Annotated in this window: 10 protein-coding genes; 2 read left to right on the plus strand and 8 right to left on the minus strand. The window is 71.3% G+C overall.

The features are described from left to right. Positions 1 to 129 precede the first annotated feature (129 nt). From ASD56_RS05540 to ASD56_RS05570, 7 genes are read right to left on the minus strand one after another with little or no spacing between them, the layout of a single operon-like run. Positions 130 to 1,770, minus strand: a complete 1,641-nt coding sequence (locus ASD56_RS05540; protein WP_055962211.1) for a GMC family oxidoreductase — start codon at positions 1,768 to 1,770, stop codon at positions 130 to 132. After that, the gene (locus ASD56_RS05545; RefSeq protein ID WP_055962214.1) at positions 1,767 to 3,563 is read right to left on the minus strand and encodes an aldehyde dehydrogenase family protein; all 1,797 of its coding nucleotides are present in this window, start codon (positions 3,561 to 3,563) and stop codon (positions 1,767 to 1,769) included. Before ASD56_RS05545 ends, ASD56_RS05540 begins: the two co-directional genes overlap by 4 nt. A gap of 55 nt (positions 3,564 to 3,618) precedes the next feature. Further along, the gene (locus ASD56_RS05550) at positions 3,619 to 5,061 is read right to left on the minus strand and encodes an MFS transporter (protein ID WP_082541271.1); all 1,443 of its coding nucleotides are present in this window, start codon (positions 5,059 to 5,061) and stop codon (positions 3,619 to 3,621) included. A 24-nt stretch (positions 5,062 to 5,085) separates the two neighbouring features. Beyond that, entirely contained in the window at positions 5,086 to 6,342 is a 1,257-nt protein-coding gene (locus tag ASD56_RS05555; protein ID WP_055962217.1) for a kynureninase, read from the minus strand. Then, the gene (locus tag ASD56_RS05560) at positions 6,329 to 7,309 is read right to left on the minus strand and encodes a hypothetical protein (protein ID WP_055962220.1); all 981 of its coding nucleotides are present in this window, start codon (positions 7,307 to 7,309) and stop codon (positions 6,329 to 6,331) included. Before ASD56_RS05560 ends, ASD56_RS05555 begins: the two co-directional genes overlap by 14 nt. Continuing rightward, positions 7,306 to 8,163, minus strand: a complete 858-nt coding sequence (gene kynA, locus ASD56_RS05565) for a tryptophan 2,3-dioxygenase (RefSeq protein WP_055962223.1) — start codon at positions 8,161 to 8,163, stop codon at positions 7,306 to 7,308. Before kynA ends, ASD56_RS05560 begins: the two co-directional genes overlap by 4 nt. 32 nt (positions 8,164 to 8,195) lie before the next feature. Then, the gene (locus ASD56_RS05570) at positions 8,196 to 8,456 is read right to left on the minus strand and encodes a glutaredoxin family protein (protein ID WP_055962226.1); all 261 of its coding nucleotides are present in this window, start codon (positions 8,454 to 8,456) and stop codon (positions 8,196 to 8,198) included. Between the two features lie 73 nt (positions 8,457 to 8,529). On the opposite strand from ASD56_RS05570, the gene ASD56_RS05575 reads away from it, so the two are divergent. Next, a complete protein-coding gene (locus ASD56_RS05575; RefSeq protein ID WP_055962229.1) occupies positions 8,530 to 9,693 on the plus strand; it encodes a glycosyltransferase in 1,164 nt (387 codons plus the stop codon). Between the two features lie 74 nt (positions 9,694 to 9,767). Here the strand turns inward: ASD56_RS05575 and ASD56_RS05580 are convergent, their stop codons facing one another. Continuing rightward, positions 9,768 to 11,552 carry an LVIVD repeat-containing protein gene (locus tag ASD56_RS05580; RefSeq protein WP_055962232.1) on the minus strand — a complete coding sequence of 595 codons (1,785 nt, stop codon included), beginning with the start codon at positions 11,550 to 11,552 and terminating at the stop codon, positions 9,768 to 9,770. A gap of 259 nt (positions 11,553 to 11,811) precedes the next feature. On the opposite strand from ASD56_RS05580, the gene ASD56_RS05585 reads away from it, so the two are divergent. Then, positions 11,812 to 12,471: a DUF305 domain-containing protein gene (locus ASD56_RS05585; RefSeq protein ID WP_055962235.1), complete on the plus strand. Its 660-nt coding sequence runs from the start codon at positions 11,812 to 11,814 to the stop codon at positions 12,469 to 12,471. Positions 12,472 to 12,483: the final 12 nt, after the last annotated feature.

Below are 12,483 nucleotides of genomic sequence, written 5' to 3' on the forward strand. Positions count from 1 at the left end.
AGCTGGCAACTCGCTGTCCCGTGACGGGCTCCGACCGCGCCGAACCGTCGCGAGTGGTCGCCTACGACGTGCCGAGACGACCGTGCGCGACGGCTCGACTTGGCCCGGCGCGGCCGGGCCCGGCTCGGCTCAGCCGCGGCGGATGAGGTCGGCCGCGACCTCGCCGATGACGATCGCGGGCGCGTTGGTGTGGCCGCGGATGACCGTGGGCATCACGGATGCATCGGCCACGCGCAGTCCGTCGACTCCGCGGACGCGCAGCTCGGGGTCGACGACGGACGCGGCATCCGTCCCCATCCGGGCCGTGCCGACGGGGTGGTACAGCGTGTGGGAGTAGCGGCGCAGCGACAGCTCGGCGCGCTCGGCCGGGGTCAGGCGCTCGCCGCCTTCCGGCTGGATCCAGCCTCCGGTCGTCAGCGCTCCGAGGGCGTCGGTGCCGATCAGGCGCTCGCACTCCGCGAGCCCGGCGAGCATCGTCGCCTCGTCGATGCCGTCCGGGTCGGTGAGGTAGCCGGGGTCGATGACGGCCTTGACCGTCGGGTCCGCCGATGCCAGCCGGATCGTGCCGCGGCTGCGCGGCCGAAGCAGGATCGCGCCCACCGTGATGCCCTCGGCCGGCGTGGGAATGAGCCCCTCGCCGACGTAGGGGACGGGCGCGAAGATGATCTCGATGTCGGGCAGCCCGCCGGGCATCCCGGTGCGGTCGGCCACTTCGGTGCGCACGAAGCCGCACGCCTCGCCGACGTTCGAGGTCAGCATCCCGCGGCGCGAGGAGAGGTAGCGCCCGAGTTCCGCCGCACGCTCCGCGCCGAACAGCGTTCCGCCGCGCGCCTCGGGCGCGAGCCCGGCGACCAGATGGTCCTGCAGGTTCTCCCCGACCCCCGGCGCGTCGACGAGCACCGGGATGCCGTGATCGACGAGGTGCTCGGCCGGTCCGATGCCGCTGAGCATGAGCAGCTGCGGGGTGTTGATCGCCCCGCCCGCGAGGATCACCTCGCGCCGCGCGAGCGCGTGCCGCGTGACGCCGCCGAGGTCGACGTACACCCCGGTGGCCCGCGGCGGGGCGTCCGGGCCGCCGGCGAAGGTGACTCGGCGCACCAGCGCGCCGGTGACGACGCGCAGATTCCGCCGGCGCCGGGCCGGTCGCAGGTACGCGTCGGCCGTCGAGGCCCGCGCCCCGCGTCGCTGTGACACCATCGTCTGACTGAACCCCTGCCCCTCGGCGAGATTCGCCGCAGTGACCGGATGCCCGAGCTCGCGCGCCGCCTCGAGGAACGCCGCGGTGTGCGGCCGCGGGTCGCGCTGATGCTCGACCGACTGGGGGCCGTCGGAGCCGTGGTCCGGATTGGCGGCGTCCTGCGTCCGCTCGACCCGGCGGAAGTAGGGGAGCAGCGAACGCCACGACCACGTCGGGCCCGCGGCATCCGCCCACTCGTCGTAGTCCGCAGCGAACCCGCGCACCCACATCATCGCGTTCAGCGACGATGAGCCGCCCAGGGTCTTGCCGCGCGGCCAGTAGACCGTGCGACCTTCGAGGCGCTCCTGGGGGACGGTGTCGTAGTTCCAGTCGTACCGGCCCCGGAAGAGCTTCGAGAACGCCGCCGGCACATGCAGCTCGAGGGCGGTGTCGGGCAGGCCCGCCTCGAGCAGCAGCACCGACACGTCCGGGTCCTCGCTCAGCCGCGCCGCGAGGGCGGCGCCCGCCGAGCCGGCCCCGACGACGATGTAGTCCGCCGTCAGCGGGTGCGCCGCAGCGCGTCGGCCCCTCATGCCTTGAAGGCCAGGGCGAGCGTCCGCGCCAGCTTCGCGAAGTTCCCGTCCATGCGGAACCGCGTGAACCCCTCGCTCACCGCCGCACCGGTGCGCGAGCTGACGAACCACGGCGGCTTGGGCAGCACCGAGAACGCGCGCCCCTTCGACGCCCCGAGCCCGCGCGCATCGAGCGCGCGCGGGAACGGACGGAACGGACCGCGCGTGACAGAACGCTCGACACGATCAAGCAGCAGGCCGTTGTGCACGACGCCGATGCCGCTCTCGACGTTCTGCAGCGTCGCGCCCGGGAACCCGCCCCACGGCAGGGTGGGGGTCAGGAAGCCGAACGCCGTCCACGAGTTGATCGACACCGTGCCGTAGCGCAGCTCGGCCACGGCGCGCTCGAACCCGTCGCCGAGCGCGGCCTGGGTGAGCGGGTCGATCAGCAGGTTCGCGCCGAGCGTGCCGGTCAGCGCTGCGTTGGCGTGGGTCACGGCCCGGTCGAGGAACTCCTGGCCGTTGCCGCGCAGCTCCACGACCCCGAGCACCGGTGCGAAGTACTCCGTGGTCTCGAGGGCTGCGGCGTCGCCGGCGGCGCCGATCTTGACGAGCGCGCGCGTGCCGTCGGCGCACCAGATCGCGTCGGGATAATCGGATGCCGCGGCCGCGAGCTTCTCGCCGGCCCGTGGGTACCAGACCGGCCGCGCCGGAGCGCTCTCCAGCGCCGTGCGCAGTTCGCTCAGGAAGGCCTCGCGCTGCGGCCAGTCCGCGCTGAGCAGCACGACCTGCCCGGCGATGCAGTTGTGGCCCGAGTTGTACAGGCGCATGGTCGCGACGTGCTCGGCCTGGAAGCGGAGGTCGGCGTCGCTCCACTCGCCCGGCACGACGATGATCGGCGAGACGCCGCCGAGCTCCGCGGTGATCGGCGTCTTGAGACGGGGACGGTTCTCGCGCTTGCGCCGCGCGGTGGTCGACGCGCCCGCGCCCGAGGAGGGACCCCAGACGATCGCGTCGAACGTCGTCGCGGCTCCGGTGATGTGCAGGTGGGCGATGCCGGGGTGCTCGGCGAGGTAGGCGCCGACGTCGCCGCCGCCGCGGACGATGCGCAGCAGTCCGGGCTCGATGAGCGGCGCGAGGGCCCGCTCGTACACCGGCACCAGGGAGTCCTGCGTGGGATTCACCTTGAGGATCGCGACACGGTTGTGCGCCAGCAGCTCGTACATGACGTCGAGCACCGGGATCGAGGTGACATTGCCGGCGCCGAGCACCAATCCGACACCGCCGGGCTCGGTCGGCGCGAGCTGGCCCAGGCCCGCTCCACGCCGCGCGTCGGCCTCGGTCACGCCGGGCTCGAACCACACCTCGCCGGTGTACCCCGAGAGCAGCATGCCGTCGATCGCGTTGAGTGGGAAGGCGTGGGCTCGCACGCGGCCGCCGGGCGCGGCATCCGTCTTCACTCCCTCGAGCGGACTGGCGCCCTTCGCCAGCGCCGTGAGCGTCGACCGGTACGAGTCGAGGGCCACGAGCGTGGCATAGGGTCCCGAGAGCCACTCCTCGCCGCGGAGGGGATGCCCGGGCTCGAGGCCCTTGGACGTCGCGGCGATGTCCGCCCACTCCTCGGCGACGGCGGCGACCGCCGCCCGCACGCCTTCGAGCAGGCGCGCGCGCTGCCCGAGCGTCAGGTGAGACCAGGTGCGGGACCCGACCTCGAGTTCGGCGATCGCTGCATCGAGTGCTGCGCGGTCCTCTTCGGGGAGCGTGGGCGCCGTGGCGCGGGCGGGGGCGGCGGATGCCGGGGCGGCCTTGGGCACGGGCGCTCTCCTTCGGGCGGGGTGTCTCAGTCTATGTCGGCGATGCGACGCGATCTCAGGCGGGCTGCGACTGGATGTCGCGGCGGCGGAGGGGGTACCGGGCGAGTGTGACGAGGCTCAGCACGATGAGTGCGGCCGGCGCCACGCTGAAGCTCACGACGATGCCGGTGATGGCGGCATCCGGCTGCTCCACGGTCTGCCCGGCGGTGGACGAGACATACCCGGTCACCGTCAGGATGATCGAGAGCACCGTCGCACCGAGCGCGAACCCGACGGTCTCGCCGGCGGTCCACACGCCGCTGAACGAGCCGGCGCGGCCTGGCCCCGAGGCGCGCTCGTCGTGCGAGATCACATCGGGCAGCATGGCCATCGGCAGCGACTGCATACCGGCGTAGGCGATACCCGCGATCCCCACGGGCAGATAGATCCAGGCGCCCGGCGCCCACAGCGTCCCGACGATCGAGAGGGCTGCGACGGCGAAGATGGTGCTCGCCAGGGCGAACGAGCGCTCCTTGCCCACGCGACGCGCGAACACGCCCCACGCGGGCGCCGCGAAGAGCGCCGGTGCGATCAGTGCGACGAAGAGCAGCTCCACCGCCGCCTCTGACTCCAGCACCCACGTGGCGACGTACTGGGCGCCGGCGAGCATGAGTCCGGTCGCGAGGGACTGCAGCACGAAGGTCGCCAGCAGCAGGCGGAAGGGCCGGCTTCGCCGGAGGGCACGGATGCCGTCGGCGAAGTGCTCGCGGATGCTCGTGCGCGCCGCGTCGGAGGCCGGAGTGGTGGGGATGGCGGGGACCCGGCTGACACCCGCCGCCGCTCTCCGCGCCACCGTCGTGGCGATCAGCATGCCGAGGCCGATGACGAGGCCGGCCACGATGCCCATCACGAGGTAGCCCGTGGTGGAGTCGTCGGCGAGGCGGCGCAGCGCCGGGCCACCGGCGCCGAACAGCAGGATGGCGAGGGTGAGCACGACCACCCGCCAGGTCAGCAGCCGGGTGCGCTCGTCGTAGTCGCCGGTGAGCTCGGCGGGCAGCGCGATGTAGGGCACCTGGAACAGGCTGAAAGCGGTCGCGGTGAGCGTGAACGCGAGGAAGACCCAGATCGCGGCGATCACCGGCCCCAGCGCCGCCGGCACCGCGAACGTCAGTGCGAACAGCACCGGGATGCTCAGCGCGCCGACGAGCATGAGCCGTCGACGCGTGCCGCGGCGGGCCAGGTCGCGGTCGGTGAGGGCGCCGATCACCGGGTCGACGAGCACGTCCCACACCTTCGCCAGCGTGATGACCACGCCGGCCGCGAGCGCAGCGACGCCCAGAGAGTCGGTGAGGTAGTAGGTCAGCACCAGGCCGGGCAGCGTGGCGAAGCCACCGGTGCCGATCGAGCCGACGGCGTACCGGGCGATCGTGCCCCGGCTCAGGCGGTCGGCGGACGTGACGGGGGTGGCGGGGGTGCGGGCGGCCGGGGCCGCGCCGGCGTCGGGAGCGTCGGTGCTCATCGCGCCAGTGTAGGTCAGCGCGTATCAGCCGAGTTCCCGCGCGACGGCGCGCAACCCCGTGAGCGTCTCCGCGAAGCTCGTCGACAACGGCGAGAGGCCGATCCGCAGCCCGTCGGGATCGCGGTAGTCCGGAATGACGTCCTCGCTCCACAGCCGTGCGGTCACCGCGCGCATGGCCGGGTGCGACAGCGTCACGTGCCCGCCTCGCGCCTCGGGCTCGCGCGGCGAGGCCACCGTCACGCCCAGGGGCTCGAGCAGCTCGTGCGCGGCACGGAGGGCGAACTCGGTGAGCGCGACCGATTTGGCACGGATCGCATCGATGCCGGCTTCTTCGATGAGTGCCAGGGTGTCCTGCATCGCGAGCATCCCGACGATCGGCGGCGTCCCCGACAGGAACCGGCGCATCCCTTCGGCGGGGTGGTACTCCGGACCCATCGCGAAGACGTCGGCGGCTCCCATCCATCCCTGGATCGGCTGGGCCAGCGCGTCCTGGTGGCGGGCGGCGACGTAGGCGAACGCGGGCGAACCGGGCCCGCCATTGAGGTACTTGTACGTGCACCCCACGGCGAGGTCGAAGTTCCACTCGTCGGCGAGCACCGGCACCGAGCCGGCGGAGTGACACAGATCCCAGACCACGAGCGCCCCGGCCTCGTGCGCGATGGCGGTGAAGGCCGCGGCATCCGCCAGATAGCCCGACCGGTAGGCGACGTGGCTGAGCAGCACGACGGCCGTCGACGGACCCACCGCGGCCCGCAGCGCGTCGGCGGTGACCCCGGCCGACGTGTCGACGTCGATCCACCGCACGCCGCCGCCGCGCTCGCGGGCGATGCCGTCAACCAGGTACCGATCGGTCGGGAAGTTGTCGCGGTCCACCACGATCTCGACCCGCGCCGGGTCGGCGGCGTGCTGCGCGTCGAACGCCGCGCGCACGAGCTTGTACAGCAGCACCGTCGTCGAGTCGCCCACGACCGTCTGGCCCGGGGCCGCACCGATCGCCGCACGGCCGATGGCGTCGCCGATCTCGAAGGGCATCTGCATCCACGACTCGTCCCAGCCGCGGATGAGGCGGCCGCCCCACTCGTCCCGCGCGAACGCGGCCAGCCGGTCGATGCTCGCCCGGGGCGGGCGTCCGAGCGAGTTGCCGTCGAAGTACACCAGCGACGTCTCGGCCCCCACGAACGCATCGCGATAGGCGCGCAGCGGGTCAGCGGCGTCCAGAGCGGATGCCGCAGCCTCGAGGTCGTCGGAAGTCGCCGGCAGCGGCGAGTCAGTGCTCGTCATGGAGAAGCTCCTCGGTGGGGACGACCGTGGCACGACCGAGCCATTCGGCGACATCGTCGAGCGAGATCGGGGGAGGACCGGCAACGAAGGTCGCGACCCCAGCGGGCGCGTGCCCCGGCCAGGGGTCGGTCAGCGCCTGGATCAGGTCCGTGCCGCGCACCCCCGCATCATCGAGTGCTTGAAGTTCGCCGACGAGGATGCCGACGCCGCGGTCGCCGTTGCCGAGGTCGGTGCCGTAGAGCACGGTCCCGCCGGCGTCGATGAAGGCCGCGACATTCGCGCGCGCGAACTCTGCCGTCTGCGCGTCGCCACGGTGGATGTCGAGGGTCGCGATCCACCGCTGGCCCGCAGCGGCCGCGTCGGCGACGAGGTCGGCATCGAGCAGCTCGGTGAAGGGCGCGTGCGCGAGGGCGTCGACGCCGGCGTCCAGCGCGAGCCGCGGCATCCCCTCGCCTTCCACATGCGCCACCACGGGGAGCCCGTGCCGGTGCGCCGCCCGCACGATCGCGTGAAGGGTGGCGCCGTCGAACACCGGGCCGGCGACCGCGTTGAGGGCCACCTTGATGACGGAGGCTCCGAACGACGCCTGCTCGTCGACCGCGGTTCCCGCGCCGCCGGCGACGCCGGGGTGGGCCGATGCGTCGGCGATGACGCGCACGGTCGCGTCGGGCGCCCAGCTGCGCCCCGACGGGTAGCCGCCGGGCGCGGTGAGGAATGCACCGGCATAGGAGACGCGGGGCATCGCGGCGGGCGACCGGCGTGCGAGGCCGACGGGATCGCCGCCGAGGTCGAGGACCCCGGCGATGCCGCCGGGCGGCAGGGCGTGCTCGTCGATGAGGTGCAGGTGCACGTGGTGGTCGATGAAGGGCGGCAGCGCGACGCCGTGCTCGCCGGTGAGAGCGCGGCGGCAGAGCGCGGCCTCGTCGCCGAGCAGCTCTCGCAGCGCGAAGGGGTCGGCGCTGTTCATCCGATCTCCGTCCTCACGGCGAACAGCTCGGGGAAGAAGGTCAGCGAGAGCGCGCGCTGCAGGAACGAGGCGCCGCTGGACCCGCCCGTGCCGGTCTTGTGCCCGATGATGCGCTCGACGGTCTTGAGGTGCCGGAACCGCCAGAGCTGGAAGTTGTCCTCGAGGTCCACGAGCTCCTCGCACGTCTCGTACGCGGCCCAGTGCGCTTGCGGGTCCGCATAGATCCCGGCGAAGATGGGCACGAGCTCGGGCGTGAAGGTCCACGCCTGCGTGACGTCGCGCTCGAGCACCTCGGCCGGGATCGGGTAGCCGGCGCGTGCCAGCATCCGAAGGAACTCGTCGTAGAGACTCGGTGCGCGCAGCGCGCTCTCGATCAGTTCGGAAGCCTGCGGGTCGGCGGCGAACACCTTCAGCATGGCGGCGTTCTTGTTGCCGAGCGTGAACTCGACGGCACGGTACTGCGCGGACTGGAAGCCGCTGGCGTTGCCGAGCACACCGCGGAACTGCGCGTACTCCGCCGGGGTGAGGGTGGCGAGGACCGACCACTGCTCGGTGAGCGTCTTCTGGATGTGCTTGACGCGGGCGACGCACTTGAGCGCGGGCGCGAGCTGGTCATCGCGCAGCAGCCGGCACGCCGCCGACAGTTCGTGCAGCACGAGTTTGAGCCAGAGCTCCGTCGTCTGGTGCTGGATGATGAACAGCAGCTCGTCGTGATGCTCGGGATCGCTCAGCGGCCGCTGCGCGGCGAGCAGCGTCCCCAGATCGAGATAGCCCCCGTAGCTCATCCGGTCGGCGAAGTCGGTGACGACCGTGCCCTCGATCTCACGGGTGTTGCCCTGCACGCCTTCGGTCACCCCGTCAGCCTAGGAGGTGAAGGGCGCGCGCGTCAGATGAGCGAGAGCTCGCGGAGCTTGGCCTCGACGTCGTCGTTGGACGGCTCGACGTGGTGCGATGCATCCGGGTACACCACGACGGGGATGTTCGTCCGCCCGGAGATCTCGCGGGCGACGTCGGCTGCGGCGGGGTCCTCGATGAGATCGACGTAGGTGTACTGGATGCCGAGGCTGTCCAGCTGACGCTTCGTGCGGACGCAGTCACGGCACCAGTCGGCGCCGAACATGGTGATCGTCGAGGGGGAGGAAGTCATCCCTCCATTCTCCCCGATGCAGCCTGAACGGGCGCCGAGCGCCAGGCTTCGCGCGTCACGTCGCCGCAGGGTCATGCGACGATTGACGGCAGTGCAGCTGTCGATCATCGTCCCCACGTTCAATGAAGCTCCCAACGTCGCGGAGCTCGTTCGGCGTGTCACCGCGGCGGCCGACGGCATCGACGCGGAGATCATCTTCGTCGACGACAGCACCGACGACACCCCCGACGTGATCCGCGAGGTCGCGGCATCCGCTTCTCTGCCGGTGCGGCTGATGCACCGCTCGTCACGAGCCGGAGGACTGGGCGGCGCCGTCGTCGAGGGCTTCGCGCTCGCCGAGGCGGACGCGTGCCTCGTCATCGACGGCGATCTGCAGCATCCGCCCGAGGAGATCCCGCTGCTGTACGCCCGGTTCGCGCAGGGCGACGTCGACATCGTGATCGCCTCACGCTACGTGGGCGGCGGCACCGCCACCGGGCTCGCCGACCGCACGCGCGTGCTCGTCTCGAAGGCGGCCACCGCGCTCACCCGGGCGATGTTCCCCGGCCGGCTGCGCGGCGTCACCGACCCGATGACCGGGTTCTTCCTGGTCGACCGTCGTGCGATCGATGCCGCGACCCTGCGGCCACGCGGCTTCAAGATCCTGCTCGAGATCCTGGCCCGCAAGACCGTGCGCGTCGCCGAGGTGCCGTTCGCGTTCGCCGACCGGCATGCGGGCGAGTCGAAGGCGTCGCTGCGACAGGGGCTGCACTTCCTCGCACAGCTGACCGCGCTGCGGTTCGGCAAGATGTCGCTGTTCGCGGTGATCGGCGGGCTCGGCGCGGTGGTCAACATCGCGATCGTGTGGGGCCTCACGAGCCTGGGCGTCGACTACATCGTCGCGGCCGTGATCGCGGCCGAGGCCACCATCATCGGCAATTTCGTGCTGCTCGAGCGGTTCGTCTTCCACGACATGCGCGAGGCCGCCTCCGGCGGGTGGCTGCGCTTCGCCAAGTCCTTCACGTTCAACAACGCCGAGGCGCTCATCCGGATCCCGGTCATGGCCCTCCTCGTCGAGTCCTGGCACATCTCGGTCGTCGTGGCGACGGCCCTCACCCTCGTCGTCGCCTTCTTCGTGCGCTTCGTCTTCCACTCGCTGGTCGTCTACGCGCCGCGCAGAGCGGATGCCGAGCCCAGCCGGATGCGCCACTTCGTGGAGGAGCTGGACGAGCAGGCCATGTCGCCGGGCGAGCTCTAGAGCGTCACCGAACGACGAAGGGCGCCCGGCGGCCGAAGCCACCGAGCGCCCACCGATCACTCGTACCGGAGCCGTCAGCCCTGGCTTGCCGCGAGGGCGTTCAGCGCCGCCACGACGTCCGACTCGGGAAGGAGCCCCGACTTGCGCGCCGCGTTGGTGAGCTGCGCGTTGACGGCAGCTGCCGCCGACCCATCGGCGACCAGAACGGCGGCTTCATCGATGTGCTTGCGCACCTGGGTGAGGGCCTTGCCGCTCAGGCTGCCGTCACGCTCCGCCTGGTCGACGTACGACCGGACGACCGCGAAGCTCGGCGCGTGCGCGTACTTCGGCTGCGCCTGGGCGTTGAACGCGTCGAGCCGGTACTCGCCCGCTGCGGCGATCTCGTTCGCACTCAGGTGCACGCTCGGCTGCAGGGCGAGGCTGTCGAAGCCGCGTCCGATCTCGTTGCCGAAGACGTTGCCGTTGTACCAGTACGTCGACCAGTAGCCGCCGGTGACGAGGCTCGTCGCGCTCATCGGTCCGCGGTCGAAGTACGCGATCTCGACCGGGTTGGCGCTGTCGGTGAAGTCGAAGATCGACAGACCGCCCTGATACCAGGCCTGCACCATGATGTCGCGGCCGGGCACCGGGATGAGCGAGCCGTTGTGGGCGACGCAGTTCTCCTGCGCCGTCTGGATCGCGGGCATCTTGTAGTAGCTGGCGAACTGGAGCTTGCCGTCGACGATGTCGAAGATGGCATTCGCACCCCAGTTCTTCGGGTCCTCCGCACGGCAGCGTGCACCGCTTCCGCCACCCCACTCGTCGGTGAACACGACCTTCGTGCCGTCGTTGTTGAACGTCGCCGAGTGCCAGTACGCGAAGCGCGGGTCGGTCACGGCATCGAGGCGCACCGGGTTCACCGGGTCGCTGATGTCGATCAGGATGCCGTTGCCCTCACAGGCACCGGCCGCCAGGCCGATCTCGGGGTACGCCGTGATGTCGTGGCACGCGTCGGTCGCCGAGGTGCTCTGCAGCCCCTCGCCGTGGCTGCCGCCGGGCCACAGGCCCGCCGGGCTGCCGCTCTCGGCCACGAACAGGCGAGCCTCGTTGACGACCGCGGCGCTCGCCGGGTCGGCCAGCGGCACCTTGATGACCTCGACCTGGAAGCGGGCGGTGTCGATCGGGTTGCCGTTGGCGTCGAGGTGCGACGCCTCGGTGTTGGCGTTGGTCGGGTTCACGCATCCCTGGAGCGCCGTCGTCGTGGTGCGCACGCCCGCGGTGCCCGAGACGTAGACGTACACGTTCTCGGTGTCGTCCGGGTCTTCCACGACGGTGTGCGTGTGCGATCCCCGGCAGGTCTGGACCGCGGCGACCTGCACCGGGTTCGTGATGTCGGAGATGTCGAAGACGCGGACACCGCGGAAGGTCTGCGGATCGGTGGCCGGCACGCTCACGGTGCCGCAGTCGAGGCGGCCGGGGCCGGACTCGACGGACATGAACAGCAGGTCGCCGAACACCGAGACATCGCCCTGGCCGCCCGGACACACGAACGTGCCGCTGAGCGACGGAGCCGCCGGATCGCTGACGTCGTAGATCTGGAAGCCGTAGTAGTTGCCGGCGATCGCGTAGTCGCCGGTGAACGCCAGGTCGGAGTTCGTCGTGAACGGCGAGGTCTTCTGCTGCGCCGACAGCAGCGCGATGTTGCTCGCTGCCTGGCCGGCATCGTGGAGGCCCGCCGCGAGTCCTTCGCGGGGGTCGGGGTCGAGGGTGTCTGCGGTGGCGGCGGTCGCCGTCACCATCGTGATTCCGAGCGCCAGCGCGCCGACGGCGGCGAGTGCTCGTGTTCTCCAGCGCGATCCCTGGGGTGATCGTTTGCTCATGCGGGTGGGGGCCCTCTCAACTCGGCAATGCGTCATCGATGTGTCGCTGCGTCGCCCCCGCGAGAGCGCAATCCGCACCGTCTGGGGGTGGTGACGGATGCACTTCGCGAGTTTCATGGCTATGCAGTTATATGGATGAAACGTATCGACGGTGAGTGCGTTAGCGCTACCGGATTCGTTAACTCTTCGTTTCGATCGCTCGTCTTCCTTCGAGACGGCACGCATGATGGGGGAGTCCCCCACGAGAGGTTTCGCATTGATGTCGATGTCGACCCGGCTGGCGTCGCTCGGCGCCACGGCCCTTCTGGTCACCGCGCTCGCGGCGTGCACCGCCACGACGGAAGAGCCCGCTCCGCTGCCGACCACCCCGGTCGTGCAGCTCGGAGCGCCGGGGGAGTCCAACCGCACGCTGTCTCCGGAAGAAGCGGCGGCGCTCGGCTCACCCGACTACGTCGAAGAGGACGTCGTCTTCGTGCGCGACATGCTCCACCACCATTCGCAGGCCATCGAGATGACCGGGTACGTCGACGAGCGCAGCACCGACGCCGACGTCCGCATGCTGGCCGAGCGCATGGATGTGAGTCAGACGGCCGAGATCGACCAGCTCGAGAAGTGGCTGCAGACACGGGGCGAGCCTGCGCGGGACCCGGATGCCGCGCACGAGCACACCGCCGCGTCGATGCCGGGTCTGCTCACCGAGGACGAGCTCGCTCAGCTGAAGGACGCGAAGGGCGATGCCTTCGACGTGCTGTTCCTCGAGTTCATGATCCGCCACCACCAGGGCGCGATCCAGATGGTCGAGGCGCTCTACGCCGCCGGCGGCGGGCAGGAGGCCGACATCGACACGTTCGCCCGGCACGTCGAGGCCGACCAGGCCATCGAGATCGCCCGTATGCAGGAGATGCTGGCCGAGCGCTGACCCGGAAGCGCG

Origin of the sequence: Microbacterium sp. Root166, assembly GCF_001427145.1 — a bacterium.
In the GTDB taxonomy this organism is placed as follows: domain Bacteria; phylum Actinomycetota; class Actinomycetes; order Actinomycetales; family Microbacteriaceae; genus Microbacterium.

Coding starts and splice junctions, on each gene's coding strand:
- ASD56_RS05570 (WP_055962226.1), bottom strand. CDS start 8,456: ATGACTTCCTCCCCCTCGACGATCACCATGTTCGGCGCCGACTGGTGC.
- ASD56_RS05575 (WP_055962229.1), top strand. CDS start 8,530: ATGCGACGATTGACGGCAGTGCAGCTGTCGATCATCGTCCCCACGTTC.
- ASD56_RS05560 (WP_055962220.1), bottom strand. CDS start 7,309: ATGAACAGCGCCGACCCCTTCGCGCTGCGAGAGCTGCTCGGCGACGAG.
- ASD56_RS05580 (WP_055962232.1), bottom strand. CDS start 11,552: ATGAGCAAACGATCACCCCAGGGATCGCGCTGGAGAACACGAGCACTC.
- ASD56_RS05540 (WP_055962211.1), bottom strand. CDS start 1,770: ATGAGGGGCCGACGCGCTGCGGCGCACCCGCTGACGGCGGACTACATC.
- ASD56_RS05550 (WP_082541271.1), bottom strand. CDS start 5,061: ATGAGCACCGACGCTCCCGACGCCGGCGCGGCCCCGGCCGCCCGCACC.
- ASD56_RS05555 (WP_055962217.1), bottom strand. CDS start 6,342: ATGACGAGCACTGACTCGCCGCTGCCGGCGACTTCCGACGACCTCGAG.
- ASD56_RS05585 (WP_055962235.1), top strand. CDS start 11,812: ATGTCGATGTCGACCCGGCTGGCGTCGCTCGGCGCCACGGCCCTTCTG.